Origin of the sequence: Loktanella sp. R86503 (assembly GCF_042466455.1) — a bacterium.
Taxonomy (GTDB): Bacteria; Pseudomonadota; Alphaproteobacteria; order Rhodobacterales; family Rhodobacteraceae; genus Loktanella.
The window spans coordinates 2,843,995-2,870,438 of sequence record NZ_JAXHCI010000002.1 but is presented as its reverse complement, the minus strand read 5'-3'; the positions used below and the strand labels follow the sequence as shown (position 1 = coordinate 2,870,438).

Annotated in this window: 25 protein-coding genes and 1 tRNA gene; 11 read left to right on the top strand and 15 right to left on the bottom strand. The window is 56.6% G+C overall.

The annotated features are described in order from the left end of the window. Positions 1-17: 17 nt before the first annotated feature. Positions 18-2,348: an EcoAI/FtnUII family type I restriction enzme subunit R gene (gene hsdR, locus SJY10_RS15120; RefSeq protein ID WP_386684127.1), complete on the top strand. Its 2,331-nt coding sequence runs from the start codon at positions 18-20 to the stop codon at positions 2,346-2,348. 897 nt (positions 2,349-3,245) lie between these two features. Here the strand turns inward: hsdR and SJY10_RS15115 are convergent. Further along, positions 3,246-3,938: a DUF4336 domain-containing protein gene (locus tag SJY10_RS15115; RefSeq protein ID WP_386684125.1), complete on the bottom strand. Its 693-nt coding sequence runs from the start codon at positions 3,936-3,938 to the stop codon at positions 3,246-3,248. 749 nt (positions 3,939-4,687) lie between these two features. Continuing rightward, the gene (locus SJY10_RS15110) at positions 4,688-5,281 is read right to left on the bottom strand and encodes a TetR/AcrR family transcriptional regulator (RefSeq protein ID WP_386684123.1); all 594 of its coding nucleotides are present in this window, start codon (positions 5,279-5,281) and stop codon (positions 4,688-4,690) included. A 115-nt stretch (positions 5,282-5,396) separates the two neighbouring features. Here SJY10_RS15110 and SJY10_RS15105 point away from each other — a divergent pair, with 115 nt between their 5' ends. The 3 genes from SJY10_RS15105 to SJY10_RS15095 all read left to right on the top strand — a co-directional run bounded on the left by SJY10_RS15105 (position 5,397) and on the right by SJY10_RS15095 (position 7,586). Further along, the gene (locus SJY10_RS15105; protein WP_386684121.1) at positions 5,397-5,984 is read left to right on the top strand and encodes an aldo/keto reductase; all 588 of its coding nucleotides are present in this window, start codon (positions 5,397-5,399) and stop codon (positions 5,982-5,984) included. A 69-nt stretch (positions 5,985-6,053) separates the two neighbouring features. Continuing rightward, the gene (locus SJY10_RS15100; protein ID WP_386684119.1) at positions 6,054-7,007 is read left to right on the top strand and encodes an SDR family oxidoreductase; all 954 of its coding nucleotides are present in this window, start codon (positions 6,054-6,056) and stop codon (positions 7,005-7,007) included. Positions 7,008-7,079: 72 nt separating this feature from the next. Next, positions 7,080-7,586, top strand: coding sequence for a hypothetical protein (locus SJY10_RS15095; protein WP_386684116.1), 507 nt, complete (start codon positions 7,080-7,082; stop codon positions 7,584-7,586). Positions 7,587-7,655: 69 nt separating this feature from the next. Here SJY10_RS15095 and SJY10_RS15090 read toward each other — a convergent pair whose 3' ends face one another. Next, a complete protein-coding gene (locus tag SJY10_RS15090) occupies positions 7,656-8,264 on the bottom strand; it encodes a YbhB/YbcL family Raf kinase inhibitor-like protein (protein ID WP_386684114.1) in 609 nt (202 codons plus the stop codon). After that, entirely contained in the window at positions 8,252-9,229 is a 978-nt protein-coding gene (locus SJY10_RS15085; protein WP_386684112.1) for a YHYH protein, read from the bottom strand. The genes SJY10_RS15090 and SJY10_RS15085 overlap by 13 nt, the downstream gene beginning before the upstream one ends. Between SJY10_RS15085 and SJY10_RS15080 the strand changes: the two genes are divergently transcribed. Beyond that, positions 9,230-9,499, top strand: coding sequence for a hypothetical protein (locus tag SJY10_RS15080; RefSeq protein ID WP_386684110.1), 270 nt, complete (start codon positions 9,230-9,232; stop codon positions 9,497-9,499). 231 nt (positions 9,500-9,730) lie between these two features. Here the strand turns inward: SJY10_RS15080 and SJY10_RS15075 are convergent, their stop codons facing one another. Then, entirely contained in the window at positions 9,731-10,642 is a 912-nt protein-coding gene (locus SJY10_RS15075) for a LysR family transcriptional regulator (protein WP_386684108.1), read from the bottom strand. 98 nt (positions 10,643-10,740) lie between these two features. On the opposite strand from SJY10_RS15075, the gene SJY10_RS15070 reads away from it, so the two are divergent. The 4 genes from SJY10_RS15070 to SJY10_RS15055 all read left to right on the top strand — a co-directional run bounded on the left by SJY10_RS15070 (position 10,741) and on the right by SJY10_RS15055 (position 14,557). Next, positions 10,741-11,529, top strand: coding sequence for an SDR family NAD(P)-dependent oxidoreductase (locus SJY10_RS15070; RefSeq protein WP_386684106.1), 789 nt, complete (start codon positions 10,741-10,743; stop codon positions 11,527-11,529). Positions 11,530-11,592: 63 nt separating this feature from the next. After that, on the top strand, positions 11,593-11,790 hold the full coding sequence (locus SJY10_RS15065; protein WP_386684104.1) for a hypothetical protein: 198 nt from the start codon (positions 11,593-11,595) through the stop codon (positions 11,788-11,790). A gap of 57 nt (positions 11,791-11,847) precedes the next feature. Beyond that, positions 11,848-12,834, top strand: coding sequence for a zinc-dependent alcohol dehydrogenase family protein (locus SJY10_RS15060; RefSeq protein ID WP_386684102.1), 987 nt, complete (start codon positions 11,848-11,850; stop codon positions 12,832-12,834). A gap of 511 nt (positions 12,835-13,345) precedes the next feature. Further along, complete coding sequence (locus SJY10_RS15055; protein ID WP_386684100.1) at positions 13,346-14,557, top strand: polysaccharide lyase; 1,212 nt, start codon at positions 13,346-13,348, stop codon at positions 14,555-14,557. 44 nt (positions 14,558-14,601) lie between these two features. Here SJY10_RS15055 and SJY10_RS15050 read toward each other — a convergent pair whose 3' ends face one another. From SJY10_RS15050 to SJY10_RS15040, 3 genes are all read right to left on the bottom strand, one after another. After that, positions 14,602-14,943: a hypothetical protein gene (locus SJY10_RS15050; protein ID WP_386684098.1), complete on the bottom strand. Its 342-nt coding sequence runs from the start codon at positions 14,941-14,943 to the stop codon at positions 14,602-14,604. A gap of 118 nt (positions 14,944-15,061) precedes the next feature. Further along, a tRNA-Ala gene (locus SJY10_RS15045) sits at positions 15,062-15,137 on the bottom strand. 97 nt (positions 15,138-15,234) lie between these two features. After that, positions 15,235-15,561, bottom strand: coding sequence for a TIGR02300 family protein (locus SJY10_RS15040; protein ID WP_386684096.1), 327 nt, complete (start codon positions 15,559-15,561; stop codon positions 15,235-15,237). A 110-nt stretch (positions 15,562-15,671) separates the two neighbouring features. On the opposite strand from SJY10_RS15040, the gene SJY10_RS15035 reads away from it, so the two are divergent. Next, positions 15,672-16,358: a M48 family metallopeptidase gene (locus SJY10_RS15035; protein WP_386684094.1), complete on the top strand. Its 687-nt coding sequence runs from the start codon at positions 15,672-15,674 to the stop codon at positions 16,356-16,358. Positions 16,359-16,390: 32 nt separating this feature from the next. Continuing rightward, positions 16,391-17,038 (top strand): GntR family transcriptional regulator, encoded by a 648-nt coding sequence (locus SJY10_RS15030; protein ID WP_386684092.1) that lies wholly within the window; start codon positions 16,391-16,393, stop codon positions 17,036-17,038. A gap of 201 nt (positions 17,039-17,239) precedes the next feature. On the opposite strand, the gene lpdA is transcribed toward SJY10_RS15030, so the two are convergent. From lpdA to sucC, 7 genes are all read right to left on the bottom strand, one after another. Then, a complete protein-coding gene (lpdA, locus tag SJY10_RS15025) occupies positions 17,240-18,628 on the bottom strand; it encodes a dihydrolipoyl dehydrogenase (protein ID WP_386684090.1) in 1,389 nt (462 codons plus the stop codon). Between the two features lie 12 nt (positions 18,629-18,640). Then, entirely contained in the window at positions 18,641-19,051 is a 411-nt protein-coding gene (locus SJY10_RS15020) for an MAPEG family protein (RefSeq protein ID WP_386684088.1), read from the bottom strand. Positions 19,052-19,106: 55 nt separating this feature from the next. Beyond that, positions 19,107-20,357: a 2-oxoglutarate dehydrogenase complex dihydrolipoyllysine-residue succinyltransferase gene (gene odhB / locus SJY10_RS15015; RefSeq protein WP_386684086.1), complete on the bottom strand. Its 1,251-nt coding sequence runs from the start codon at positions 20,355-20,357 to the stop codon at positions 19,107-19,109. Further along, on the bottom strand, positions 20,354-23,314 hold the full coding sequence (locus SJY10_RS15010) for a 2-oxoglutarate dehydrogenase E1 component (protein WP_386684084.1): 2,961 nt from the start codon (positions 23,312-23,314) through the stop codon (positions 20,354-20,356). Before SJY10_RS15010 ends, odhB begins: the two co-directional genes overlap by 4 nt. A gap of 79 nt (positions 23,315-23,393) precedes the next feature. Next, the gene (gene sucD / locus SJY10_RS15005; RefSeq protein ID WP_386684082.1) at positions 23,394-24,281 is read right to left on the bottom strand and encodes a succinate--CoA ligase subunit alpha; all 888 of its coding nucleotides are present in this window, start codon (positions 24,279-24,281) and stop codon (positions 23,394-23,396) included. A 96-nt stretch (positions 24,282-24,377) separates the two neighbouring features. Then, positions 24,378-24,956, bottom strand: a complete 579-nt coding sequence (locus tag SJY10_RS15000) for a hypothetical protein (RefSeq protein WP_386684080.1) — start codon at positions 24,954-24,956, stop codon at positions 24,378-24,380. Continuing rightward, positions 24,953-26,146, bottom strand: coding sequence for an ADP-forming succinate--CoA ligase subunit beta (gene sucC / locus SJY10_RS14995; RefSeq protein WP_386684078.1), 1,194 nt, complete (start codon positions 26,144-26,146; stop codon positions 24,953-24,955). The genes SJY10_RS15000 and sucC overlap by 4 nt, the downstream gene beginning before the upstream one ends. Positions 26,147-26,444 lie beyond the last annotated feature (298 nt).

The window sequence follows — 26,444 nt, the reverse complement described above, 5'->3', positions numbered from 1 at the left end:
TTTAACGAGTAGACCTGATGAGCATTCACGACGAAACCGAAGCCGATACCCGCGCCGAGCGCATAGACCCCGTCCTTGCAGCAGCAGGTTGGGGGCAGAACGGCAGTAAGCTTCGTCGTGAGGTCATCTGTCCGGGCCGTATTCAGGCCGGTGGCACACGGGGCAAGGGGCTGTCTGCCGATTATGTCCTGATCCACAAAGGCCAGAAGCTGGCCGTGCTGGAGGCAAAGCGCGCGGGTATCAGTCATCGCAACGGCGTCGGTCAGGCCAAGGACTATGCCGATCGGCTGGGGTCGCGCTTTGCCTATGCCTCCAACGGGATCAGCTGGTATCAGATCGACATGACCACGGGGGCCGAGGCCGACATGGCCCTGCCGTTCCCCACACCTGACGAGTTGTGGGATCGTACCTTTACGACCCATAATGATTGGCGCGAACGCTTCGGGGCTGTGGAGTTCGAAACGGACGGCGGCAAGTGGGAGCTGCGTTATTACCAGCATAAGGCCGTTAATGCGGCACTTGAGGCGCTGGCCAAAGGCGACCGGCGTATTCTGCTGACGCTGGCAACCGGTACCGGCAAGACATCCATTGCATTCCAGATCGCGTGGAAGCTGTTCCAGTCCAAGTGGAACCTGTCGGGTGAGCCAGTCCGCCGCCCGCGCATCCTGTTTCTTGCCGACCGCAACATTCTTGCCGATCAAGCCTATAATGCGTTCAGCGCCTTTCCCAACGATGCCGTGACACGGATCGACCCTGACACGATCCGCAAAAACGGCGGCCAGCCGCCCAAGAATGCCAGCCTGTTCTTTACGATCTTTCAGACCTTTATGACCGGTGAAGGCAAAGCGGTCTATACGCAGTACCCGCCTGACTTTTTCGATTTCATCGTCGTCGACGAATGCCATCGTGGCGGGGCCAAAGACGAAAGCGAATGGCGGCGGCTGCTTGAGTATTTTGAACCCGCAGCGCAGCTTGGCCTGACCGCCACGCCCAAGCGTAAACACAACGCGGACACCTACGCCTATTTCGGCGAGCCAGCCTATACCTATGCTCTGCGTACCGGGATCGAGGACGGCTTCCTGACGCCGTTCAAGGTGCGGCAGATGGCCAGCACCATCGACGCCTACGTCTATCATCCCGAGGATGAGCTCGTGGCCGGTGACGCCGAGATTGGCGACGCTTTCACTGAAAGTGACTTCAATACGCGCATCGTTATCGAAGAGCGTGAGCTGAGCCGCGTGAAGGAATTTATGGGGCAGATCAATCAGCGTCAAAAGGCATTGGTATTCTGCGCAACGCAGGACCATGCAGCCTTGGTCCGTGATCTGATCAACCAAGTGAAGGATGGCACGAACCCGAATTACTGCCATCGCGTAACTGCGGATGACGGGGCCGTGGGCGAACAGCATCTACGGAACTTCCAAGACAATGATAAGACGATCCCGACGATTTTGACCACTTCCCAGAAGCTCTCTACCGGCGTGGATGCGCGAAACATTCGCCACATCGTTCTGATGCGGCCAATCCGATCCATGATCGAGTTCAAACAAATTATCGGGCGCGGGACACGCACCTATGAAGGCAAAGACTTCTTCACGATTTGGGACTTCGTAAAAGCCCACGATAATTTCAACGATCCTGAATGGGACGGCGAGCCGCTTGCCCCAGAGCCGCCTAGTCCTCGAACGCCACCTGTTGGGCCAGGTTCGGGGCCGGACGGTGATCCAGCTAAGCCTGATGATGAAGAGCCGGAAGTACCACCGCGTGAGAAAATTGTTATCAAGCTGTCAGACGGTAAGACTAGAGCGATCCGGTATATTGCAACGACAACCTACTGGAGCCCTGAGGGAAAACCGATTTCAGCAGCCGAGTTTCTTGAGCGGCTATTTGGCGAACTGGCTGGGCTGATTGCGGATGAAGATCAGCTTCGCAAGCTGTGGAGCGATCCCGACAATAGAGAGCACTTTCTAGGTCAACTGTCTGACCGTGGGTATGATCAAAACCGGCTCAACGATATCCGCGGATTGGTGGATGCGCCTGATAGCGACCTGTTCGATGTCCTGAGCTATGTTCTCTTCACAAGCCCGCCGAAGACCCGTCACAACCGCGCCGACCGTCTGAGAAGTGACGGCATGCCTGAAGTCGAAACAACTGACATGCGGGAATTGCTGCTTGCGGTCCTGAGTGCCTATGAGGCGCGGGGCGAGACTGAGCTTGCCACCAAGAAGCTGAGTTCATTTCTCATAGCTCGATTTGGGAGCGTAGGCGAGGGAAAGGCCCGTTTGGGAGGGCTGCCAGCGGTCAGAAAGGCATTCCTTGCTATGCAACAGGACCTTTATTCCAGCTAAAGTTCAAATGATCTTCAATCGTATTTAGTACTATTGATGGTATCGCCCTCCAGTTCATCCGATTTTTCATGATGGCGCGAATGACCGCTTCATAGAATTGCGTCCCGCAACGAATGGCTACGGATGGGCGGCCGGTATGGGCGGGAAGTGTCAGGAGGCATCATGGCAGCTGACCCGGGGGACCATGCTAACTTCCTCTACATAGCGAGCTTTCTGCCGCCCTGGCACCAAAGGTCAGGTTGGGTCGGAAATGCTTGGCATTTGGGTCGGAATTGCTTGGCACGGCTTACTGATAAGATTCAGAAAATTCGCCGGGAAAAGTCGGTTCCGCATGGCATTCGACAATCTTTGTAAAGTGACGTATAGTTTTGACCTTAGCGGCAAGCATGCGTCGCTGCACAAACCTCCTAAAATCATTTAACGTTTTGGTTCGGCTCATTGCTTTTGCTGTGAATCGGCCGTTTGCGGCATATATTTTCCATCGTCGCGCTTAGGCTTTCCAAGCCTACCAACTTCGGTTGGCTGAATGTCTTTTGCCCTGAATTGGTGCAGGCCTTCAGAACCGCTGCTTATACAGATTGCTCTAAAACCTTGCCGCGCGGCGAATGCGGATGTGGCCGAGGCGCTGCTCCAACACAAGGGGGAGCGGCTCGAGGTGAAGTGTTGATACCACTCCACCTGGCGAGGTCGATCAGGGGGAAGACTGCGCCTTCATTCGAACTTCTCGAAACTTCTGCATAGCAGCCTCCGTGAAAACAACACCTTCAGTATCGCGTTCGAGCGGAAGGTTGCTTTAACAAGGATGTCGAGCGGCACGAAATAGTGACAGGTCCGATCAAAAATAATCGTCCTTTCAGTTGTCCCGAAAGCGGTAGTTTTTGAACGTGACGACGTGATTTACGGTTTTAGCCAAGCAAACGCTTGTCGCAATGCCTCTTGTCCACCGGACTGGATCGGAGTGCCATGCGCCATGACAAGACGTCGGGCGGGCCATTGCAAAACGCGTCTGATGGAGTCTCGGGCGGCTACTCTATCGGTCGTTGCAATGCGACACTTCCGCGGTACGGATGGCACGGGGGCCGTCATCAGATCAAGTCGGGCCACGACAGCGCGCCATCCACGATACCAGCCAAGCGGGATCTGTTGCACCAGATCCGTCAAAAGAGCCGTCGCCGACTCGCGGTGAAAGAACACCACCTCGGTCGTAATCCGGTTGCCCCGCACGATGACCAGATCTATGGCCCCCGCCCAGTCGGGGTCCGGTTCAATACTGATGGTGGAATGTATCTTGGTTCCTGCGACCTTTGCGTCCAAACTGGGGGCTGCATGAATCCGCGCATCCGGATAGGCAGCGGCCCATTCTGCAAGAAATGTGTAATGCAGACTATTGGGAGCAATCAGATGACGGACAGATCCAAGCGCATCCACTGCGGCGCGCACATCCGGCGTCAGTGCGACCGGGGACCATATCCATAATCCGCCATTATCCGGCAGCCTAATTACGGCCATACGCGTGGGAAACCGAAAACCCGCCGCACCTGTGACAGTGGGGCCATTAATGAGCCAGAGTTCGGAGGCAAAAGAGATCATTGCCAAGTTGCCTGCTGCTAAGAGTGTTGAACCCGACATTATATTTTTGAATTGGTTTGTTCTATTTTGTAGCTATGCGCTGCGCTGTCAATTTTTTAAAAGCTAAATACGATGCACTCGAGGCGGTGTCGTAGGGGCTGTTCATCAATCTTCCGCGTGGCTGAATGGGGCGCTTATTGCCTTTATCTTCTGATGAATTTGAGGAGGTGATTTAAGTTTTGTTGGAATATGATTTTGTTGGCGGGAGCCTCAGTGGTTGTATATCTCTGCCTGAATTAATTTAGCGGTTTAATGGGGGGCGTAATAGATAAATTCAATTAGATGATGAAATTCATGACATGATGTCTAGATGGCAATCACCTGCAGTTAGCCTCTAAATATACTGTGAAAGGTGTTCTGCCAATTGGAAATTAAGCATCTAATTGACTTCGACTGCAGTTGGAGTTAGCCTCGAAAGGCCTTGAATGCAAATTTCATGATCGTCACGGGGCGGGTCTCGCGATGTTGCGGTGGGGTTAAGGGCACCGGATCGAATGGCATTACATCGCGCTGGGCAAGACTGCGCATCACGGCTTTGTCGAAAGCTTTAACAATCAATTGCTTAACCTGCGCCAATCGGCGCAAACCCCAATGGGGGTCAAGTTGCAGCTAAATGAAAGTTCAGCGGCGTGGGCGTCGCGGGCACCTAGGTTTCGATGGCAAGCCAGCTGCTGAGTTGTAATCCTCTTTTACGAAGCTGCCGGGCGCGATCACTTTGGTGAGTAATGCGCCAGGAACATCTGCACGCAATCGGCGATGACGGCCTCTGCGTCCAGATCGGCCTTTTTACCCAGAAGGAATTCGGGCCACATCAGGAAATGTTTGATCATCGACAAAAGCTGCCCGGCGGCAAAGCCCGGTTCGGCCTGACGCAGCGCGCCTGCCTGCATTGCCTCGCCGATCAGTTCCTGGATCGGGCCGTCCTGCATCGCGGCCTTTGCAAAGAATGCCTGCGCAAAATCCTGATCGCGCAAAAGCTGTGACATCACCAGCCGGTTCAGGCCCATGTATTCTTGGCCCGAAAGGTGACCAATGTAATCCCGGGCCGCCGCAGTCAACTGGTCGCGAAGCGAGGCTTCGGGGTTATAGCGCAGCTTTGGTGTGGCAGCGATCTGCTCTAGCAGGATGTCGGTGATGGCCTGGAACAGCACTTCCTTGCTCTCGAAATGCTTATAGAGCGTGCGCTTTGAAACTTCCGCCAGTTCTGCGATTTTGTTGACCCGAGCTGCCGGAAACCCCTGTTCGCGAAACTCTTGGATGGCGGCCTCTAGGATATCTTTTCGTTTCTTATCAGTCAGTTTCATCGTTCATCCCCGGCGTCACCAGAAAAATGTAAACTCAGGGGTTTACTAAGTGGGTGGTCCCTTTTATGTAAACACTACGGTTTACAGACGCAAGCGCCGCGGCGCAAAGGGCATCATGATGAAATACAAGCAGCTTGGGCATTCTGGTCTTTATGTTTCCGAACTGACGCTGGGCACCATGACCTTCGACAACGAAGGCGGCAGCTATGCCGATCTGGTGGGGGCCACAGGTCAAGAGCTGGCAACCCGTATGGTCGATCTGGCTATCGCGGCGGGCATCAATATCCTTGACACCGCCAATGTTTACAGCTCGGGCGTCTCGGAAAAGATGCTTGGCGTGGCGCTGGGGTCGCGCCGACCGGACAACCTCATCGCCACCAAGCTTTACAACAGCATGACCACCGGCCCGAACAATCTGGGCACCAGCCGACTGGCCATCATGCGAGAGGTGGAGGGCAGCCTGCAGCGGCTGGGCACCGATTACATCGACCTCTATCAGGTACACAAACCCGGCGTCACCAGCGTCATTGTCGGTGCCCGCGAGGAAGCGCAGCTGGTCGACAACCTTTGCGCGGTAGACATCAGTTTAAGCGATGCAGAGATGGCGCGGCTCAATGAGGTTAGCGCGGTTAAGCCCGAATATCCCGGCTACCTGCCGGTCTGGCGGCGCGGTGACACGCTGTTCAGCCAGCTTAACACCTGAAGCAAAGAGTTACTGCCCGGATTATTCCCGGGCGGCCCCTTCCATATATACACATCGAGGATCAGACAGATGGCTGACACGACTTTCGGACCTAAGGGCTGGACGCCCGCACGCCTCGGCAGCCTTGCCGGCAAGACCTATGTCATTACCGGTGCCAATGCGGGCGCAGGTTTTCAGGCCGCGCGCATCCTGCTGGGCAAGGGGGCAGAGGTAGTGATGTTGAACCGAAGTGTCGAGAAATCCACCGCCGCCGTGGAGGATCTAAAGCAAGAATTCGGTAACGCCGCCGCCGTGCGCTTCATTTGCATGGATTTGGCCAAGCAGGTATCTGTCCGCGAAGCCGCCGAAGAGGTACTGACGACTACGCCGCGCATCGACGCGCTGATCTGCAATGCCGCTATTGCGCAGGTGCCATCCCGCCAGCTGACCCATGATGGTTTCGAAAGCCAGCTGGGCACCAACCACTATGGCCATTTTACCCTGTGCGGCATGCTGTTCGACCGCATCGAACAATCGAGGGGCCGGATCGTGGTTGTGGCGAGCCTTGGCTACAACATGGGGCTGAAGACTATTCGCTTTGACGACATGAACTGGGACAAGGGATACGGCGCGAATACGGCCTATTCCCAAAGCAAGCTGGCGCAGATGATGTTTGCCTATGAGCTTCAGGACAAGCTGGCCGCTGCGGGGCGCACGGGTGTGAAAGTCTTCGTCTGCCACCCCGGCTCCTCCGCAACCTCGCTGATTTCGACCAGCGGTAGTCGGACCATGCGCGCCATCTGGTGGCTGTTGACCAAGACGCCGATGGTCCAGACAGCCGAGCAGGGTGCCTATCCGGAGGTCATGTGCGCGACCGAACAGGCGCTGACCGAGCAACGCGCGCTTTATGGTCCGACCGGCACCCGCGAGTTTGTCGGCCCCGTAGGGCGCGGCACGCTGAACGCCCACGCGCACGACAAGCCGGTCATGTCCCGGCTATGGAAGCGGTCCGAGGCGGACACCGGTTTCACCTGGCAGCTGTAAGTTGGGATCCGGGGCCGGGCCGCGACAATCGGGATCAACCCGGATCCATTCCTTTAATTGAAAGGTAACCCCGTGGACATCGTCAAGGCTGCTTCCGAATGGGCACGGTTCGAAATGCTCTCAGCCGTCGCATTCATTAGTTTTGGACTGACTTTTGGCTTGGCTGGTATGGGCTTCCGGCAGCTGGCCGCGACCGATCTGGCACGGGCCTTTGCGGTCCCGATGCTGGTGGCAGCTGTGCTATTGCTGGTTCTTGGCGGCGGCCTGTTCTTCCCGGCGCAAGCCCGGCTTGCCGCCGTTCCGTCCGCCTTTGGCGCAGATCCCGCGGGTTTCATCGCCGCAGAGATCATACGCGCCGACAAGGTGCTTAACGACTACCGCATCGCTGTCTTCAGGGTTTTTCCTGCGCTCATCGCGCTTTGCGCGCTGGCGGTCCCCTTCCTCGACGGGCCGTATTGGCGCGCAAGCCTGATGACCGCTATCGCATTTTTTACGGTTCTGATCCTCGTCGACAGTAACGCCAACGCCCGGCTTCAGGATTACCGGCAGCAGCTGATAATGGCAGAGGGAGCAACGTAGTCACTGGCCGTCGCATCGGCGCGGGAAATAACCGGTTTATAAACGTCAAGCCAGTTTCAGCCGCGGGATCTAGTTCCAGAATGTGATAGAGTCGCCGGCAAGGACGTGACCCTTCAGCGCGGCCATGACATCAGCCCAAACAATACTAATGTCGTCTTGATCCGGCAGATCAGTAAGCGGCGCATCAAGAGCATAGACCCAGATCGTATACTCATGGGTACCGGCACCGGATGGTGAACAGGGCGGCGTATAGCCCGTCGCGCGAACATCTTTGTCGCTGCCCTCTACCCCCAAGGACTCCGGATTGCCTCTCGCCACGCCGTCTGCACCTGCGGGAATATTCCAGACCAGCCAATAGTGGCTCGGCTCGTTTACACCCGGATAGGTGCCAACCGGATAATGTTGCATGACAATGGCATAGGCTTGTGTATCAACAGGTGCATTGTTCCATGACAGCGGCGGCGAAACGCCATCCCCACCGCTGCGCGTGCAGCGCAGATCATCAGGCAGGGCGGCACCATTAACAAATGCGGAACTGGTGACGGTGAAGTTGGCGGCCTCTGCATGGGCGGCTTCGCCGGGCTTTGGTGGCGGCGTTTGCTGCGCAGCGGCGGGCAATGCGGTCGTGCAGCATAGCAGGGCTATGACCAGTGCAGGAAACCGGGTCATTCGCGGCATAGCTCCTGTTCGAATAGCGCCCCACCGTTTGTCACGGTGCGTGTTTCGAAGTTATAGCAATTCTCGGTCCCGGACGGGGCGTATTTGATGTAATAGTCGCCGCCCTGATAACGATAGGTCATCGTCCGCGTGCCGTCGTCATCCTGCACGAATACCAGATCATCAACTCCGCCGCGTGGTGGCTGACCTGCCTCTGGCCCCTGTCCACCCTCTGCTGCACCCAATGGACGCACGCGTGGCAGGGCGTCGATGTCAGGCACTTCACCCATCAGACATTGGATGATGTAAGGCGCACCTTCGGACGTGTGGTAGCGATAGCCAAAAACATCGTCGGCTTGCCCGTTACACACATCCAGAACACCTGTGGCGATGGCGGAGCCGTCAGGATTGGTGTCTGCATAGATCGGAAAGCCATCAAAGGCCCAGCCGATGATCGCATCCGGGCCCTTGTTCGCCATCTGGTCAATCATGCAGGTGGGTGCGGCGTGATAGTGATAGTCGTCGCCGCGTCCTGCATGACCACCACAAGCATCAAGCTGGCCCGTCGCGACAGTGTCCAGATTAGCCTGATATGTCCCTAGATCCGCTTGCGACATCTCTCCGCCGGCCGTGTAGTCATAGATTGGCACGCCGTTCACCGCGACACCAAGGGCGGCATCGCGAGTATGCGGTTCTGTCCCGCTCACGGGTTCCAATGTGATGGGTGAGGCATAATTCACCGCAGGCACTGGAACTTGTTCGTTCGTGCCGATGATACCGGTCATCATCTCGTGGTCGGGATAGGTATCGCCTGCGATCAAAGCTTGATTGTCGGTGCAGGTCACCGTGACCACATCGTCAAAGCCCGCGTCACTGACCGATTTTGTGACCGCCTCGCAGTGAGTGGCGCTTTCGTGGGCATGGCCCGCGGTGGCACATAGACCGACAAGGACGGCCAAGCCCCGCTGAAGAAGATGATGACGCATGTGGGTGCTTTCGATAAGATTGGGCGCGGTGTCAGTTTTAAAACGCTGCGCCCCGGTTTTTCCGTCGTTTTTATTCTGACATGGAGCAAAGAAAGGCACGGCAGTAATTTCAGGCCTGTTAGCGATGCAACAGCAGGCGGCTGGTACGGCTTCACGTCTCGCCCCGCCAATACGTGCGCTTTGGTCGGTGAGTGGCTGATATCCGTTGGTTTAAAGGTTGGTGCCGATGGCACATGCTATAAAGCGAATGAAGGCGACCCAGATCGATAAGAAGATAGGCAATCTTTGGGCAGTTCAGCAGTTGCTGGGCCAAACCTGGATGGACAGCTCTTCGGGTACCTTGGCGTTGAACCTGAAAAAGCGCTGGCGATCGCGGAAGCTGGCGTCATTTAAGGCATGGCCGCCTTTCCATACGGCCCTAACCGGACATTTAATAATCGTGGGTCAGGCGTTCTCTGTCGTCGCAAACGGCAAATTGGGTGGGTCATGTAAATCTTGGGATCAGGATGCCTTACGGACTACGTTCTGACGCCCGAAATGATCGATCAGGAAATCCATGAACACGCGAACCTTGGCAGAGACGACGTTGCTTTTGGGGTAAATCAGCCAAAGCGCTGGTTTATTTGCCAATTCGTAGTCAGGCAAAACGCGCGTCAGGCTTCCGGTCGCAAGCTCTTTTTGCACCGCCCAGATGGAGTTTATTGAAATACCACCACCATCAAGGGTCGTGAGTTTTTGCGTCAAGCCGTCGTTCACAATCAGATAATGGGTTGCGGTTGTTGGGTCGAATTCCGCCCGCCTGCCATCTTGAGAGACGAGCGCCCGTGGCTCGGCATCCTTAAATGCAATCAATCGGTGTTGCGCCAAATCTTCGGGACCTTCGGGGGAACCATAGCGATCAAGATAGGCAGGCGAGGCACATAAAATGCGCGTATCGCCGGCCAGTTTTCGCGCGGTAAGGCTGCTATCGGCCAAAACCGCGTTACGCAGTGCCAGATCGTAGCTTCCTTCAATCAGATCAAATTCTGAATCGGAAAGGTGCAAGTCAAGACGCAGGTCTGGATACTGATCCATAAAAAGCGGCAACAGCGGCGCAATGTAGAGCTGCGCAAAAGTGCTGGGCGCGGCAAAGCGTAATGTACCGCTGATCGTTGTCCGGCCCTTCCCGAGGGCAGCGAGAGCCGCTTCCTCCAGCGCGATCATTTCGCGTGCATATGGAAGGAAATCGCGTCCCTCTAATGACAGCGATACCTTGCGGGTTGATCGATGCAACAAGTCCGCGCCGACAAGATGTTCCAGTTTTGCGATGCGCGTGCTTGCGACCGCTGGTGCCATGCCCAGCGCGCGGCCTGCGGCACTTATGTTCAAAGTCTCGCAGGCGAGGACGAATAGGCGAAGAGATTGCGTATCCATATTATATACTTTTTCAAAATACTGAATTCAAATATAGCTTATTTGTATAATTTTAGAAAGTGATAAGTCTGGTTCCAAGGCAGTCACAGGACCTTTCAATGACCAAGACAATTCTCATCACCGGCTCCACTGATGGCATCGGCCTTTTGACAGCGCAAACGCTTGCGGCAGAGGGGCACAGGGTCCTTTTGCATGGACGCAATGTGGCCAAATTGGAAGCGGCTGCGAAAACCATCAAAGGTTCTGTCGGGCAATACTTGGCGGACCTGTCGAATATGGCTGACGTTCATGCACTGGCCAGCACCATTCGCGCCGATCACGACCAGATTGATGTGGTGATCAACAACGCAGGGATCCTCAAGACTCCAAATACTGTCACCAAAGAGGGTTATGATGTTCGCTTTATGGTGAACGCCATCGCGCCTTATGTGCTAACCCGCGAACTTTTGCCGATCCTTGCAAAGGACGGTCGCATAGTGAACCTTTCATCGGCCGCCCAAGCGCGCGTCGATCTGGATGCCTTTCGCGGACGCGGACGGTTAAGCGATATGGACGCCTATGCGCAAAGCAAGCTGGCGCTGACCATTTGGTCGCGTGAAATGGCAAAGTTACTGCCTGAAGGGCCTGTAATAATCGCGGTCAACCCCGGCTCTTTATTGGCATCCAAAATGGTCAAAGAGGGCTTCGGCCTAGCGGGCAACGATCTGAGCATCGGGGCTAATATCCTGCGTGAAGCGGCGCTGGGCACAGGTTTTGCCGAAGCCAGCGGAAGATATTTTGACAACGATAGCCGGCAGTTCGCCCAGCCCCATGCGGCCGCGCTTGATGCCGCCCACAGCGCAGAGGTGATGCGAGGCCTTGATGAGGCCGCCGTCATACTTGGCTAAATCCATACGAAAACACCCTCATTCAGGCCGATGCACTGCATGGCCACATCAGGAAAATACGAAATGCAACTCACCCCATCTTCGGTGACGTTGAACTTGAACCTGAACCTGCCAGGCGAGGAGTTTTCCGGCCCCGGCGTAAGGTTCTTTGACCGCAAAACCCGTCAGGTGCCTTCGCTCGAAGCACCCTACAGTAATATTGATGCCATTGAGCGATGGACTGTTCCGACAGCCCCCAAGGACGGCTTTGCCGCGTTCTGAAACACGACCACGCCCCCCTTACATAAACTTCTCAAAACTTATCCAAGGATACTTCCAATGAAAGCGTCAACCATCGCGTCCTACGGCGAAACCGCAAAATTCGAAATTGCGGAACTTCCTAAACCTGCCGCGACCGCTGGCCACGTGGTTGTGCGTATCGCTGCAAGCAGCGTGAACACTGTCGACACCATGATCCGGTCAATGGGTGCCGATCTGCCCCTCTCGCCTGCGCTTCCCGCTGTGTTGGGGATGGATTTCGCAGGCGTCGTAGAAGAGATTGGCGAAGGCGTCACCGCCTTTGCCGTTGGTGATGAAGTCTACGGCTGCGCGGGTGGTTTGGCCAACCTTCAGGGGGCGCTTGCGGAATTCATGTTGGCTGACGCGCAACTGATCGCCCATAAACCCAAATCAATCTCGATGCGAGAGGCCGCAGCCATGCCCTTGGTTGGCATCACGGCCTATGAGGGGCTGGAGCGCGCTGGTATCAGCGCAGGCCAAAAAGTTCTGGTGCAAGGTGGTGCAGGCGGTGTTGGCCATCTGGCAGTGCAGCTGGCGAAACATTTTGGCGCAGAGGTCTATGGCACGGGTACAGGCGACGCGCAGCTGGCAGTCATTCATGGCTATGGCGCGACCGCAATCGACTTTGCCACAACGAAAATTTCCGATTATGTGGCGCAGTACACCGGTGGTGCCGGCTTCGACATCATTTTTGACACCGTAGGCGGTGCCAATATGACTAATTCCTTTGAGGCAGCGGCGCTCAACGCCAATATCGCGTCCACTGTTGGCCTGCTGGAAATCGATTTGTCGCCGGCACATTTCAAGGGCTTATCCTTGCACATCATCTTTATGCTTCTGCCAATGCTCAGTGGACAAGGCCGCGCTAAGCACGGTGAAATTTTGGCAAAGCTCGCCGAGGTTGTAGACGCCGGCGCAATGAAACCGCTGCTTGACGATACAGCATTTGATCTTGATCGTGTCGAAGATGCCTATGATCGCCTGACAAGCGGCAAAGCGATCGGCAAGGTCGTCATCGACGTCTGAACATAACCGGATGTTTCAATAGGTGGCTGCCAAACCAAGACTGCGGTGGCAGCCACCTGAGCCGTTATGAGGTTTCCCAGCCATACCCAGAAAGGGCGCTGTGCGGCACCAACCTACGGCAATTTTGCTTCAAAAAACCTGCTTTTCGTTCAGCATGCAACGAAGGGCCTGTTTCCGCACCTTGATGCCGCATTTACCAAATCCGTCACCTCCGGTCCGTTGCGTGCATAGGGCCCTTCAATGGGATGCTGCGTCGGCTTGCAGGCGGACGCACTAATCTAGGATCGCTTTATCTAATTAAGGCTATCGCGACACGACAGACGGCAATTTGTAGGTGCTTGTCGTTCAATTCTTGCGCTGCATAAGCGTGGCTTGTTAGCGGACCTTTGCTAAAATTGTTCCTATTTTAGGCCTGTCCACGCCTAAAACATTACGGGATGCTGGCCACCGTTGCCATTGGTTCACTGTGCTTTGATTGAGTTCGCGCAACGCTGAAACAACGAGGTGCCGAATGACGCAAATTTACACAACTTCCGAAGGATCCACGACTCACGGTGCGATCCGGAGGGGATTTGAAAACCACAGTAGCGACCTTGCTTACAGCCGATCGCTTCAAGAGGCCGATTGGGATTTCGAATTCGGCTCGAACACCGCAAAGAACGCTGCAATCAGCGATGAAGAAGCAATGTCGGGCAGTCAGTCGCTGAAGGTCACTTATAGCAGCGACGATAACGCCGCCGCAGCATCGTCGTGGAAAATACCGGCCGAAGGGGAATACTATCTGTCATACTGGGTAAAGTTTGCAGATGATTTCGACTTTGACGGTGATGACCATAGCGGCGGCAAGCTTCCTGGCCTTGCGTCGGACGGCCTCGCCAGTGGCGGCGACGATGTTGACGGTTCAAACGGGTTTACGGCACGCTATATGTGGCGCGAAGACGGCGAGGCAGAGCTTTATCTTTATCATATGGATAAACCGGGTGCTTACGGCGAAAGCTTCAAGTTTTTTGATGAGCAGGGCGACCCAATCAAGTTTGAACAGGGTACATGGCACAATCTTGTACAGCGGGTGCAAATTAACTCCGGTAACAGGGCGAACGGTGAAGTAGAGGTGTGGTTCGACGGCGAGCAAGTTCTGGATCTTGATGGTCTGCAATTTGTTGATGACGGATCGCAGATTGATCGGTTTTACTTCAGTTCGTTTTTCGGCGGCAATACAGACGGCTGGCTGCCGGATCACGATGTTTCTGCCTACTTCGACGATATCGTTATATCGACCGATGCCGCAGATGTGGGTCTGGGCGCAGCTCAGTCCGCCGGACAAACTGGAACAGATGCCCAACAGCAAAAACCAGCCGAAGAAGTTGTGGTGCCACCGGTAGAGGCGACGCCTGCTTTAGACACAGACGCCTCGTTTGAATTCAATTTCGTTATGGACAAAAACTGGGGTTCAGGTGCCATTCTGGAACTTCAGGTTACGAATACGGGCAATACCGATGTGACAAACTGGCGGGCTTCTTTCGATCTTGGAAACCTAGAAATCGAAAGCATTTGGCGCGCTGAAGTCAGTGTCGCTGAAGATGGGCGCTTTATCGTCGACGGTATTCAATCGGGCGATGATATCGATGCCGGAGAAACTGTCAGAATCGGCATGAAGGTCAGCGATGGTAATTTGGACATGCAGGCATTGAACCAAATTGCGGACTTCGATCTGTTGCTTTAGTCCACCGCTATTTCGTTGCTCCCTTGGTTACTTAGCCACTGCTATTAGGCACAATTTAAAGCTGCGGTTTGCCGGCGCGATTGTCGATGTACGACACCTTCGGTGTTGGCTCCCTTAGGGGCAACAATATTCGCTTCTTCAAAGGCAACTACTGCCATAGGGCTACGTCCTGCTACGGCCAAAAGGCTAAGTGCTGCGCCGTGCCGTATTGGGTATTGCTTGATTAATACCTCTTCGATCTGGTCGGCAATGCGGGCAAGCGGCAAGAGATTGTCGCTGTGTCCGTCCTCCAAATTTTGATCGGCTTCCTTGCCAAGCAGTTCGTGTAGATGCACTGCAAATGCGTTTAAGGTACTACTTCTTTGTGAGTTGGTAAAACTGGCCAAAGCATAAAGCCAAGCTTTTCATTATGTTTACGCGAAAGCCCGCTAGTCAGATAAATCAAGGGACAGCCCGCGGGTCGCGGTCAGTGCCCAATAGTTCATATTTTTGAATGAAGTGGTTTGGTGGAGCCTAGGGGGATCGAACCCCTGACCTCTTGCATGCCATGCAAGCGCTCTCCCAGCTGAGCTAAGGCCCCAAACCGTGTGACGCGAAGTGCGTCGTCTGTGTGCCGCTGTCTATGCAGCCATCGGGGCGAGATCAAGTGGGAAATCGCGCCCCGACTATAAGTTTTTTCAGTCGTCGTCGCCTTTGCCAACATCAGCGATTTCGTCAAGGCTGACGGTATCATCGTCGTCGTCTTCCAGGACATCATCGCCCAGATCGACATCCTCGTCGTCATCATCGTCGTCGTCCAGGACCAGATCGTCCTCTTCATCCGAAACCTGCATTTTCTTGGTCTGCGCGTCTTCGGAATCGGCAACCATCGTGCGGGTCTTGCCAGTGTCGGTATTTACGACACTGCCCGTGTAGGGGCTGATCACGGGTGACTTGTTCAGGTCATAGAAACGCTTGCCCGTTTCAGGACATAGGCGCTTTGTGCCCCATTCTTCTTTTGGCATGGGTTTCCCCCTTTGAATGTCGGTGCTGCCCTTGCGGCGGCCTGTTTTCCACTGCCATAAGGCAGCCACAGTGTCAAAGACCTTTGGCGCAGGCGGAACAAAGGATCCATATGGGCCGCGATCTGATTATTGGCAACCCCCCGATTACGGTGGATCTGCGGCGGTCGGCTGGAGCACGCAGATTGAGCCTGCGCGTGTCGCGGCTGGATGGCAAAGTCACCCTGACGATGCCGCCCCGCGCGCCGGAACGCGAGGCGCTTGCTTTCCTGACCGAACGTGAAAGTTGGCTGCGTGGACATCTGGCGGATGTCACTCCGCCTGTTTCGGTCATTACTGCGGGAGAGGTGCTGTTTCGCGGTGCGAACCTGCCGATCGTGACGTCAACGGTGCGACGTGCGCGTATCCGTGATGGTCGAATGGAATTACCCGAAGGGGCCAGTGCGCGTGCCGTAATGGCGGTGCTGAAGGCGCAGGCACGTGATGCGCTTGCAGCGGCCTCAGATCGTTATGCGGCACAGATTGGCCGATCTTATTCGCGATTAACCTTGCGCGATACGCGGTCCCGCTGGGGATCGTGTTCGTCGGCAGGGGCGTTGATGTATTCCTGGCGGCTGATCATGGCCCCGCCAGAGGTGCTGGATTATGTGGCTGCGCATGAAGTTGCCCATCTTGATCAGATGAATCACTCGGCGGCGTTTTGGGCTGTCGTTGGGCGCCTTATGTCCGACTACGCAGCGCGACGAGAGTGGCTTCGCGAAAACGGCGAGGTGCTTCATCGTTTGCGTTTCGACGATTGACGCCGCTACACACCTGATCCCATGATCGCGCCATGATACAGCCTCGCCCCATCACGCCCACAGGGGCCGCCCACGACCGCGTGTTTCGGGCCTTGCGCACCCGTATCCTGCATGGGCAGATCGCACCGGGCACCGTGCTGACCCTGCGCGGTATTGCCAAGGAATACGACGTGTCTATGACACCGGCACGTGAAGCTGTCCGCCGCCTTGCATCGGAAGGGGCGCTGTCATTGTCGGCAACAGGCCGGGTCAGCACGCCGCTTCTGTCCAACGAACGAATCGAGGAGCTTGCGACCTTGCGCGCCTTGCTGGAGCCTGAGCTTGCGTCGCGGGCGCTGCCACGGGCCCATTTTGCTTTGATTGAGCGGTTGGAGGCAATTAATCACGGTGTCAGCCAAATGGTGACGCGCCATGATGCCAGCGGTTATATCCGCATGAACCTTGAATTTCACCGAACACTTTACCTTCGGGCGCAGGCACCGGCCATTCTGGCGATGACGGAAACTGTATGGCTGCAACTGGGGCCAACAATGTGCGCGCTATATGGTAAACTGAACCGGACCGACCCACCAACGCATCATCGCCTGATCGTGGCGGCGTTGAAGGCCGGTGACGAACCGGGGTTGCGTTTAGCGGTGCGGGGGGATGTCACCAAAGGTTTGCGGCTTTTGAAAACCTAGCGAGCTGATCCGGCTGTAGAGGGGGCTGTCTGCCCCCCGGCGCTGCGCGCCGTCCCCCGAGGATATTGCTAAAACAGAGAGCGCGGGTGTTTACCCTGCCTTAACCACATACCTTTAACCTGACAAAGCGGGACAGGCAGGGATGCCGATGGCCGTAAACAAAGAAGCCCCCGGAGGTTATCCGGGGGCTTATCGCGGCAATTACGCGTGGATTGCACCGTCGCCGCAGGCCAAGGCTGCCTCGCGTACAGCTTCCGAATAGGTTGGGTGGGCGTGGCATGTGCGGGCAAGATCCTCTGCGGCTGCACCGAATTCCATGGCGACGCAAATTTCATGGATCAGATCGCCGGCCATGGGGCCGATGATGTGAGCCCCAAGAATGCGGTCGGTTTCCTTGTCAGCGAGGATTTTGACAAAACCGTCCCCCATAAAGTTGGCTTTTGCCCGTGCATTGCCAAGGAAAGGAAACTTGCCAACCTTATAGGCACGGCCGGCTTTTTTCAAAGTCTCTTCTGTTTCACCAACAGAGGCGACCTCCGGGTGGGTGTAGATAACGCCGGGTATAACGCCGTAGTTCACATGGCCATGCTGCCCAGCAAGGATTTCGGCAATCGCCATTCCTTCGTCTTCGGCTTTATGCGCCAGCATCGGGCCGGTGATCGCGTCACCGATGGCATAGATGCCGGGGGTGCTTGTCTGGTAGCGGGCGTCGACGTCGATCTGGCCGCGTTCTGTCATTTTTACACCGAGGGCGTCGAGGCCGAGGCCGTCAACAAACGGTCGACGGCCCGTTGCCAGCAGCACGGTGTCAGCAGTAATCTCTGCCTCGGACTCATCCTTGCGCATTTTATAGCTGACAGTCGCCTTGTTGTTCTTGATGTTCACGCCTTGGACAGCGGCACCAAGTACAAACTTCAGACCTTGTTTTGTCAGCATCTTCTGAAATTGGCGGGCAATTTCCGCGTCCTGACCGGGGGTGATAGCGTCCAGATATTCGACGACGGTCACTTCGGAACCAAGGCGGGCATAGACGGAGCCCAGTTCCAGACCAATCACGCCAGCGCCGATCACGACCAACGACTTGGGGATCTTGTTCAGCTTTAGCGCGCCGGTCGAGGTGACGACGGTTTCTTCGTCCACCTCGACGCCGTTCAGCGGCGATGGTTCGGACCCGGTGGCAATGATGATATGCTTGGCATCATGGATGTCATCACCGACCTTGACCTTGCCGGCGGCCGGAATCGAACCCCAGCCTTTGATCCAATCAACCTTGTTTTTCTTGAACAGGAACTCGATGCCGCCGGTATTCTGGCTAACGGTCTTGTCCTTATAGGCCTGCATTTGCGGCCAATCGACCGATGGCGTTTTGCCCTTCAGGCCCATTTCGGCAAAGTTATGCTCGGCTTCGTGCAGCATTTCGGTTGCGTGCAGCAGCGCCTTTGATGGAATGCAACCCACGTTCAGGCAGGTGCCGCCCAGCGTGTCGCGCCCTTCGACGCATGCGGTTTTCAGTCCAAGCTGCGCACAGCGAATGGCCGAGACATAGCCGCCGGGGCCGGAACCGATGATGATGACGTCATAGCTGGCCATTGGGGCCTCCGTTTAGAAAAGGGCAGAGATTAACATAAGCATGGTCGCCAGAAAGCCAAACATCCAAATGATTGACCGCCAAGGCGTCAGGCCGAAATAATAGGCAGGTATATAGGCGATGCGCGCTGCAAGGAATGTCCACGCGCAGGCCGCAGACAGTCCGGTCGCCTTATCGCCAAGGGTCACAACGACCACCGCGAGTGTGAACATGATCAAGGCTTCGAAATGATTGTTCATCGCCCTGAACAGCCGACCAGTGCGCGGGCTGACCTGTTCCACAATCGGCTTGCCGAGGCGATCGGGATCGCGTGGACCCATAGTCTTCCCAGCGGGGAGTTCCATGTTCGCACGCACCGATACCAGCGCAAATTGCAGGCCTTGCAATAGGCCGGCAAGGGTGAGGACAGTCAGTTCGGGTGTCATGGCGGCCTTTGGTTTGGTGGATGCCGGGCAAGTCATGCCTGCCCGGCAGTTTTGTTCACAAGTCCATCAGCAGACGGCGGGGATCGTCCAATGCTTCTTTGACGCGGACAAGGAACGTCACCGCGCCTTTGCCGTCAACGATGCGGTGGTCATAAGACAGCGCCAGATACATCATGGGGCGAATAACGACCTGACCGTTGATCGCCATGGGGCGATCCTGGATCTTGTGCATGCCCAGAATACCGGACTGCGGGGGGTTCAAAATCGGCGAGGACATCAGCGAGCCATAAACGCCGCCGTTGGAAATGGTGAAAGTGCCACCCTGCATGTCGGCCATGGACAGTTTACCGTCGCGGGCCTTGCCGCCCATTTCGGCAATCGCCTTTTCAATGGCGGCAAAGGACATCTGGTCGGCGTCCTTGAGCACGGGTACGACAAGGCCGGTGGGTGTGCCGGCGGCGATGCCCATGTTGACATAGTTCTTGTAAACAACGTCGGTGCCGTCGATTTCGGCGTTCACTTCCGGCACTTCGTTCAGCGCGTGGATGCAGGCCTTGGTAAAGAACGACATAAAGCCAAGCTTTACGCCATGCTTCTTCAGGAACAGGTCTTTGTATTCGTTCCGCAGGTCCATAACGGCGGTCATATCGACCTCGTTATAGGTGGTCAGCATGGCGGCAGTGTTCTGGCTGTCCTTCAGCCGCTTAGCGATGGTCTGGCGCAGGCGTGTCATCTTGACCCGCTCTTCGCGGTCAGCCTGATCGGCAGAGGTTGCCGCACGCGGCGCCGCTGCAGGAGCGGCGGCCTTGGGCTGCGCCAGGGCTTTCAGCACGTCCTCTTTCATCACGCGGCCATCTTTGCCGGTTGCCGTCACGGCGTCGCGGTCAATGCCTTTTTCAGCCATCAGTTTTTGGGCAGATGGGGCGTCTTCGGGATCGCGCGGTTTGGTTTCCTCAGGGCCGGCATTCACCGTACCAGTGCCACCCGTTGCAGGGGTGTCGACCGGCTTCTCGGCCGGCGCAGCATCGCTGTTTGCCTTGGGGGCGGAGGCTTCGGCGCTGTCGGTGCTGCCTTCGCTGATTTGCGCCAACAAAGCATCGACGCCAACGGTTTCGCCTTCGGCGGCGACAATTTCGGACAGGGTGCCGGCGACGGGGCTGGGCACCTCGACGGTGACCTTGTCGGTTTCCAGCTCGCATAGCATTTCGTCGACTTCCACGCTGTCGCCCGGTTTTTTGAACCAGGTGGCGACGGTGGCTTCGGTTACGGATTCGCCCAGGGTTGGGACACGGACTTCGGTGCTCATTTCGTCATTCCTTCGATGTTCAGGGCCTCGGCGACAAGGGCCGCTTGCTGGGCTTTGTGCTGGCTGGCCAGACCTGTCGCTGGCGACGCAGAGGCCGCCCGACCGGCATAGACGGGCCGTGTATGTTTTGCCTTGATCCGGGTCAGGCACCATTCAAGGTTGGGTTCCATAAAGGACCATGCACCTTGATTCTTGGGCTCTTCCTGGCACCAGACCATTTCTGCGTTTTTAAACCGTTCCAGCTCTGCCACGGCGGATTGCGCCGGGAAGGGATAGAACTGTTCAAACCGCAGGATATAGGTGTCGGTAATGCCGCGGGCGTCCCGTTCCTCCAGAAGGTCGTAGTAGACCTTGCCGGAACACATCACGACGCGCTTGATCTTGTCGTCCGCCACCAGCTTAGTGTCGGAATGACCCTTTTGCGCATCATCCCAAAGTACGCGGTGGAAGGACGAACCGGTCGTGAAATCGGCCGCATCGGACACCGCCATTTTGTGGCGCAGCAGTGATTTCGGCGTCATCAGAATAAGTGGCTTGCGATAGCTGCGGTGCAGCTGGCGGCGCAGGATGTGGAAATAGTTCGCCGGCGTCGTGCAGTTGGCGACAATCCAGTTGTCGTTGCCGCACATCGTCAGGAAACGTTCCAATCGCGCGCTGGAATGTTCCGGGCCCTGACCCTCATAGCCATGCGGCAGCAGGCATACGAGGCCCGACATCCGCAGCCACTTGGCTTCGCCAGAGCTGATGAACTGATCGAACATGATCTGCGCGCCGTTTGCAAAATCACCGAACTGCGCTTCCCACAGGGTCAGGGCGTTGGGTTCGGCCAGCGAATAGCCGTATTCAAAGCCCAGAACCGCGTATTCCGACAGCATCGAATCGATGACTTCGTAATGCGCCTGACCTTCACGGATGTGGTTGAGGGGATAATAACGCTCTTCGGTGTTCTGATTGATCAACGCAGAGTGCCGTTGGCTAAACGTGCCGCGCGTGCTGTCCTGGCCCGCAAGGCGGACCGGATAGCCTTCTAAGGCAAGCGAGCCAAAGGCCAGGGCTTCGCCGGTGGCCCAGTCGAACCCTTCACCGTTTTCGAACATCTGCTTTTTCGCGTCCAGCAGACGGTCGATTGTCCGGTGTGTGGCGAAATCATCCGGCATCGTCGTCAGCGCCTTGCCGATATCGGCCATTGTTTCTGTGCTGATGGCAGTTTCGCCGCGCTGGTAGTTTTCCTTGTGCCGGTCAAGGTGCGACCAGCGGCCGTCAAGCCAGTCAGCCTTGTTAGGCTTGTAGGTCTTGCCGGCTTCAAACTCTGCATTCAGCATCGACTGGAAAGAGGCCTTCATGTCCTCGATCTCGCCCTCGGGGATTAGCCCGTCATTTACCAGACGGTCTGTATATAGCGTCAGCGTCGTCTTTTGCTTTTTGATCTTTGTGTACATGACCGGGTTGGTGAACATCGGCTCGTCGCCTTCGTTGTGACCAAAGCGGCGGTAGCAGATGATATCCAGCACCACATCCTTGTGGAATTTCTGGCGGAATTCCGTGGCAACGCGGGCGGCGTGAACCACAGCCTCTGGATCGTCACCGTTAACATGAAAGATCGGCGCTTCGACCATCAGCGCAATATCGGTGGGGTAGGGGCTGGACCGGCTGAAGTGTGGCGCTGTGGTAAAGCCGATCTGGTTGTTCACAACGATATGCATCGTACCGCCGGTGCGGTGGCCGCGAATGCCGGACAGCTGAAAACCTTCGGCAACAACGCCCTGACCTGCAAAGGCCGCATCCCCGTGCAACAGGATCGCCATCACCTTTGTGCGGTCGGTGTCGTTCTTCTGATCCTGCTTGGCGCGGACCTTGCCCAGCACAACGGGGTTAACCGCCTCTAGGTGGGACGGGTTGGCCGTCAGCGACAAGTGAACCGTGTTACCATCAAATTCACGGTCAGAGGATGCGCCAAGGTGATATTTTACGTCGCCCGATCCTTCGACGTCTTCAGGCTTGAAGCTGCCGCCCTGAAATTCATTGAAAATCGCGCGGTAAGGTTTTTGCATGACATTGGCGAGCACGGACAGACGGCCGCGGTGGGGCATGCCGATGACGATCTCTTCCATCCCCAGCTGGCCGCCGCGTTTGATGATCTGCTCCATCGCGGGAATCAGGCTTTCGCCACCGTCCAGACCAAAACGCTTTGTGCCCATGTATTTGACATGAAGAAACTTTTCAAAGCCCTCGGCCTCGACCAGCTTATTCAGGATTGCCTTGCGGCCATTTTGGGTAAAGCTGATTTCCTTGCCGTATCCTTCGATACGCTCTTTCAGCCATGCCGCTTCATCGGGGTTGGAAATGTGCATGTACTGCAGCGCAAAAGTACCGCAGTAGGTCCGCTTCACGATGGCCATAATTTCGGCCATGGTGGCGACCTCTAGACCCAGCACATTGTCGATAAAGATGGGGCGATCCATATCAGCCTTGGTAAAGCCGTAGCTGGCCGGGTCCAGTTCCGGATGGGCCGTAACTTCACGCATGCCCAGCGGATCAAGGTCTGCGATCAGGTGGCCACGAATGCGGTAGGCGCGGATGATCATCAACGCACGAATGCTGTCCAGAACGGCAGCCCGAACCTGCGCTTCGGTCAGGCTTACGCCTTTTTCCTCGGCTTTGGCCGCAATCTTTTTGCCTGCCGCTGCCGGTTCCTGCGCCCACTGCCCGTCAAGCGCCTGCGTCAGCTCGTCGCTTGGCACGGGGGGCCAATCCATACGTCCCCAGCTTGGCCCTGCGGCCTCGGCCTTGGCATCGGCGGGCGTATCACCCAAAGCGGCAAAGAAATCCCGCCAGCTTTCATCAACCGTCTGCGGGTTATCCGCATAACGTGCGTAAAGCTGCTCGACGTATTCGGCGTTATGCCCCTGCAGGAAACTGGAGGCATGAAGCACGTCGTTCGGGGATTGGTCGTTCATCTGGACACCTGTGGGGTAGGACGGGCCACATGCCCGTCGCACGAGGAAGGTGGTGGGCCCTGCGGCCCACCATGATGGTTTACTTCTTGTCGATGGCGGCCAGAACGGCCTCGCCCAGCGTTGCGGGGCTGTCGGCCACGATGATGCCAGCAGCTTTCATCGCCTCGATCTTGCTTTCCGCGTCACCCTTGCCGCCAGCCACGATCGCGCCGGCATGACCCATGCGGCGGCCCGGAGGTGCGGTGCGGCCAGCGATAAAGCCAGCGGTCGGCTTCCAACGGCCCGCCTTGCGCTCGTCTGCTAGGAACTGCGCGGCTTCCTCTTCGGCAGAGCCGCCGATTTCACCGATCATGATGATCGACTGTGTCTCTGGATCGGCCAAGAACATTTCGAGGATGTCGATGTGTTCGCTGCCTTTGATGGGGTCGCCGCCGATACCGACAGCCGTAGACTGGCCCAGACCCGAATCGGTCGTCTGCTTAACGGCCTCGTAGGTCAGCGTGCCAGAGCGGGACACAACACCGACGCTGCCGCGCTTGTGGATGTGGCCAGGCATAATGCCGATCTTGCAGGCGTCGGGGGTGATGACGCCGGGGCAGTTCGGGCCGATCAGGCGGGATTTGGACCCTTCCAGCGCGCGCTTGACTTTCATCATGTCCAGCACGGGAATGCCTTCGGTGATACAGATGATCAACTCCATCTCTGCGTCGATCGCTTCGAGGATCGAATCAGCTGCGAAGGGGGGCGGGACGTAGATGACCGATGCATTTGCTTCAGTGCGGGCTTTCGCTTCGTGGACCGAATCAAAGACCGGCAGGTCAAGGTGCGACTGGCCGCCTTTGCCGGGGGTTACGCCGCCGACCATCTTGGTGCCGTATGCAATCGCTTGCTCGGAGTGGAATGTGCCCTGCGAGCCAGTGAAGCCCTGACAGATGACACGGGTGTTTTCGTTGACGAGAATGGCCATAAGTGGTCCTAACGTTCTGTAATTTCGTTGTGGAGCGATGCGTCGGTGCTGGCCCTGCAAAAACAATGGGTGCCGTCGTCCTCCGACGCAGCGCGCTTATTGGTACATGACGAGCGCTTCGCCCCCTGAGGTGTCATAGGCAAATGTGAAAGACTTACCGTTGATCGTCGAGGCGACGGTCGTGCCTTCTTTGACATTGCGGGCACCAACCAAACCAAAAAAGGCGGATCGCAGTGCTGCTGGATCGGCGGCATCGCTGGTCGTAACCGCACATTCAAAACGACGGTTGGTCATATAGTTGACCTGCACTGTCTGGTCGGCACCGGCGTTCAGCAAGGCAAAGCCGCCGTTGTCGTCGGCCATAGGCTGAAAACCGAGCGCCGTTGCCGTGCTCCGCGTGGCTTGCACATCGCCTAGGTTGTTAAGGCAAACCGTGCGAAAAGTTGCCACAACATCTCCAGTCTCGGCGACAGACGTGGGCGCCGCCATCGCAGAGACGTCGGAAATGACGACCACGTCCTGCTGCGTCGCTGGCACGCTTTGCGCGGCAGCGGGCGTGACCGTATCGGCCCCGCCCGACGGGCTTTGCAACTGCGGCCCGGACCTGACGGTCGTTGCATCACTGCAAGCCGCCATCAGGCCGAAGGTCGCAAGCAGGGCGACGGAGCGGATCACCCCTTCACCGCCTTCACGATCTTCTGTGCGCCGTCTTTCAGGTCGTCGGCAGCAATCACGTCAAGGCCGGAATTGCGGATGATCTCTTTTCCTTTTTCCACGTTCGTGCCTTCAAGGCGCACAACCAGCGGAACCTGCAAGCCGACCTCTTTCACTGCGGCGATCACACCTTCGGCGATCACGTCGCAGCGCATGATGCCGCCAAAGATGTTAACCAAAATGCCTTTGACGTTGGGATCAGAGGTGATGATCTTGAACGCTTCCGTGACCTTTTCCTTGGTTGCGCCGCCGCCCACGTCAAGGAAGTTGGCAGGCTCTGCGCCGTACAGCTTGATAATGTCCATCGTTGCCATAGCCAGACCCGCACCGTTGACCATGCAGCCAATTTCGCCGTCCAGCGCGATGTAGTTCAGGTCGTACTTGGACGCGGCCAGTTCCTTGGGGTCTTCTTCCGTCTCGTCACGTAGGGATGCGATGTCGGGGTGGCGGTACATGGCGTTACCGTCAAAGCTGATCTTGGCATCAAGCACCTTCAGATCGCCCTTGTCGGTCACGATCAGCGGGTTGATTTCCAGCATTTCCATGTCTTTTTCGGTAAAGGCTTTGTAAAGCTGGCCCATCAGGGTCACACACTGCTTTACCTGCGTGCCGGTCAGACCCAGCGTAAAGGCGACGCGGCGGCCATGAAATGCCTGGTAGCCGGATGCCGGGTCAACGCTGAACGACAGAATCTTTTCCGGTGTGCTGGCCGCGACTTCTTCGATGTCCATGCCGCCCTCGGTCGAGCAGACAAAGCTGATACGGCTTGTCTGACGGTCGACCAGTAGCGCCAGATACAATTCGGTTTCGATGCCAGAGCCGTCTTCGATGTAGATGCGGTTCACGACCTTGCCGACAGGGCCGGTCTGATGCGTGACCAACGTACGGCCCAGCATCTTTTTGGCTTCCTGTGCGGCTTCTTCAACGGATTTAGCAAGGCGGACACCGCCCTTTTCGCCGGCGTCAGCTTCGACAAAGTGTCCTTTGCCGCGACCGCCTGCATGGATCTGGGCCTTAACCACCCACAGCGGGCCATCAAGTTCGCCAGCCGCGGTTTTCGCGTCTTCAGCTTTCGTGACCGGGCGGCCGTCACTGACCGGGGCCCCGTAGGTCCGCAAAAGTGCCTTGGCCTGGTATTCGTGAATGTTCATGTCGCGTCCCTTGTCCGATTGGGTTTGTAGCCTTGAACCATATCTGCGTTTAACAAAAAACTACTGGTCGCAGTTCCTGACAATAAATCCGACATTTGTGATCACAGTTGCGAAACGTGTGATCACAAAGCAGATTTTCTCCGCAGGCGTGGGGTTATCTGTTAACGGTTTGCGCTTTATGCTTCGCGGCCGACACCATGAACCGTTTCATTTGGGCCGCAATACGCGCAGCGGCGTCCAAATCCTGCGCAGGCTTCCGCCTTGGTCGGTCGCGGAAAACGAAAAAAGCCGCGCTGCA

Bases quoted from the DNA above. Each gene is read 5' to 3' on its own strand.
- hsdR (WP_386684127.1), top strand. From the start codon at position 18: ATGAGCATTCACGACGAAACCGAAGCCGATACCCGCGCCGAGCGCATA.
- SJY10_RS15115 (WP_386684125.1), bottom strand. From the start codon at position 3,938: ATGATCTCTTTTGCCTCCGAACTCTGGCTCATTAATGGCCCCACTGTC.
- SJY10_RS15110 (WP_386684123.1), bottom strand. From the start codon at position 5,281: ATGAAACTGACTGATAAGAAACGAAAAGATATCCTAGAGGCCGCCATC.
- SJY10_RS15105 (WP_386684121.1), top strand. From the start codon at position 5,397: ATGATGAAATACAAGCAGCTTGGGCATTCTGGTCTTTATGTTTCCGAA.
- SJY10_RS15100 (WP_386684119.1), top strand. From the start codon at position 6,054: ATGGCTGACACGACTTTCGGACCTAAGGGCTGGACGCCCGCACGCCTC.
- SJY10_RS15090 (WP_386684114.1), bottom strand. From the start codon at position 8,264: ATGCCGCGAATGACCCGGTTTCCTGCACTGGTCATAGCCCTGCTATGC.
- SJY10_RS15085 (WP_386684112.1), bottom strand. From the start codon at position 9,229: ATGCGTCATCATCTTCTTCAGCGGGGCTTGGCCGTCCTTGTCGGTCTA.
- SJY10_RS15075 (WP_386684108.1), bottom strand. From the start codon at position 10,642: ATGGATACGCAATCTCTTCGCCTATTCGTCCTCGCCTGCGAGACTTTG.
- SJY10_RS15070 (WP_386684106.1), top strand. From the start codon at position 10,741: ATGACCAAGACAATTCTCATCACCGGCTCCACTGATGGCATCGGCCTT.
- SJY10_RS15065 (WP_386684104.1), top strand. From the start codon at position 11,593: ATGCAACTCACCCCATCTTCGGTGACGTTGAACTTGAACCTGAACCTG.
- SJY10_RS15060 (WP_386684102.1), top strand. From the start codon at position 11,848: ATGAAAGCGTCAACCATCGCGTCCTACGGCGAAACCGCAAAATTCGAA.
- SJY10_RS15055 (WP_386684100.1), top strand. From the start codon at position 13,346: ATGACGCAAATTTACACAACTTCCGAAGGATCCACGACTCACGGTGCG.
- SJY10_RS15040 (WP_386684096.1), bottom strand. From the start codon at position 15,561: ATGCCAAAAGAAGAATGGGGCACAAAGCGCCTATGTCCTGAAACGGGC.
- SJY10_RS15035 (WP_386684094.1), top strand. From the start codon at position 15,672: ATGGGCCGCGATCTGATTATTGGCAACCCCCCGATTACGGTGGATCTG.
- SJY10_RS15030 (WP_386684092.1), top strand. From the start codon at position 16,391: ATGATACAGCCTCGCCCCATCACGCCCACAGGGGCCGCCCACGACCGC.
- lpdA (WP_386684090.1), bottom strand. From the start codon at position 18,628: ATGGCCAGCTATGACGTCATCATCATCGGTTCCGGCCCCGGCGGCTAT.
- SJY10_RS15020 (WP_386684088.1), bottom strand. From the start codon at position 19,051: ATGACACCCGAACTGACTGTCCTCACCCTTGCCGGCCTATTGCAAGGC.
- odhB (WP_386684086.1), bottom strand. From the start codon at position 20,357: ATGAGCACCGAAGTCCGTGTCCCAACCCTGGGCGAATCCGTAACCGAA.
- SJY10_RS15010 (WP_386684084.1), bottom strand. From the start codon at position 23,314: ATGAACGACCAATCCCCGAACGACGTGCTTCATGCCTCCAGTTTCCTG.
- sucD (WP_386684082.1), bottom strand. From the start codon at position 24,281: ATGGCCATTCTCGTCAACGAAAACACCCGTGTCATCTGTCAGGGCTTC.
- sucC (WP_386684078.1), bottom strand. From the start codon at position 26,146: ATGAACATTCACGAATACCAGGCCAAGGCACTTTTGCGGACCTACGGG.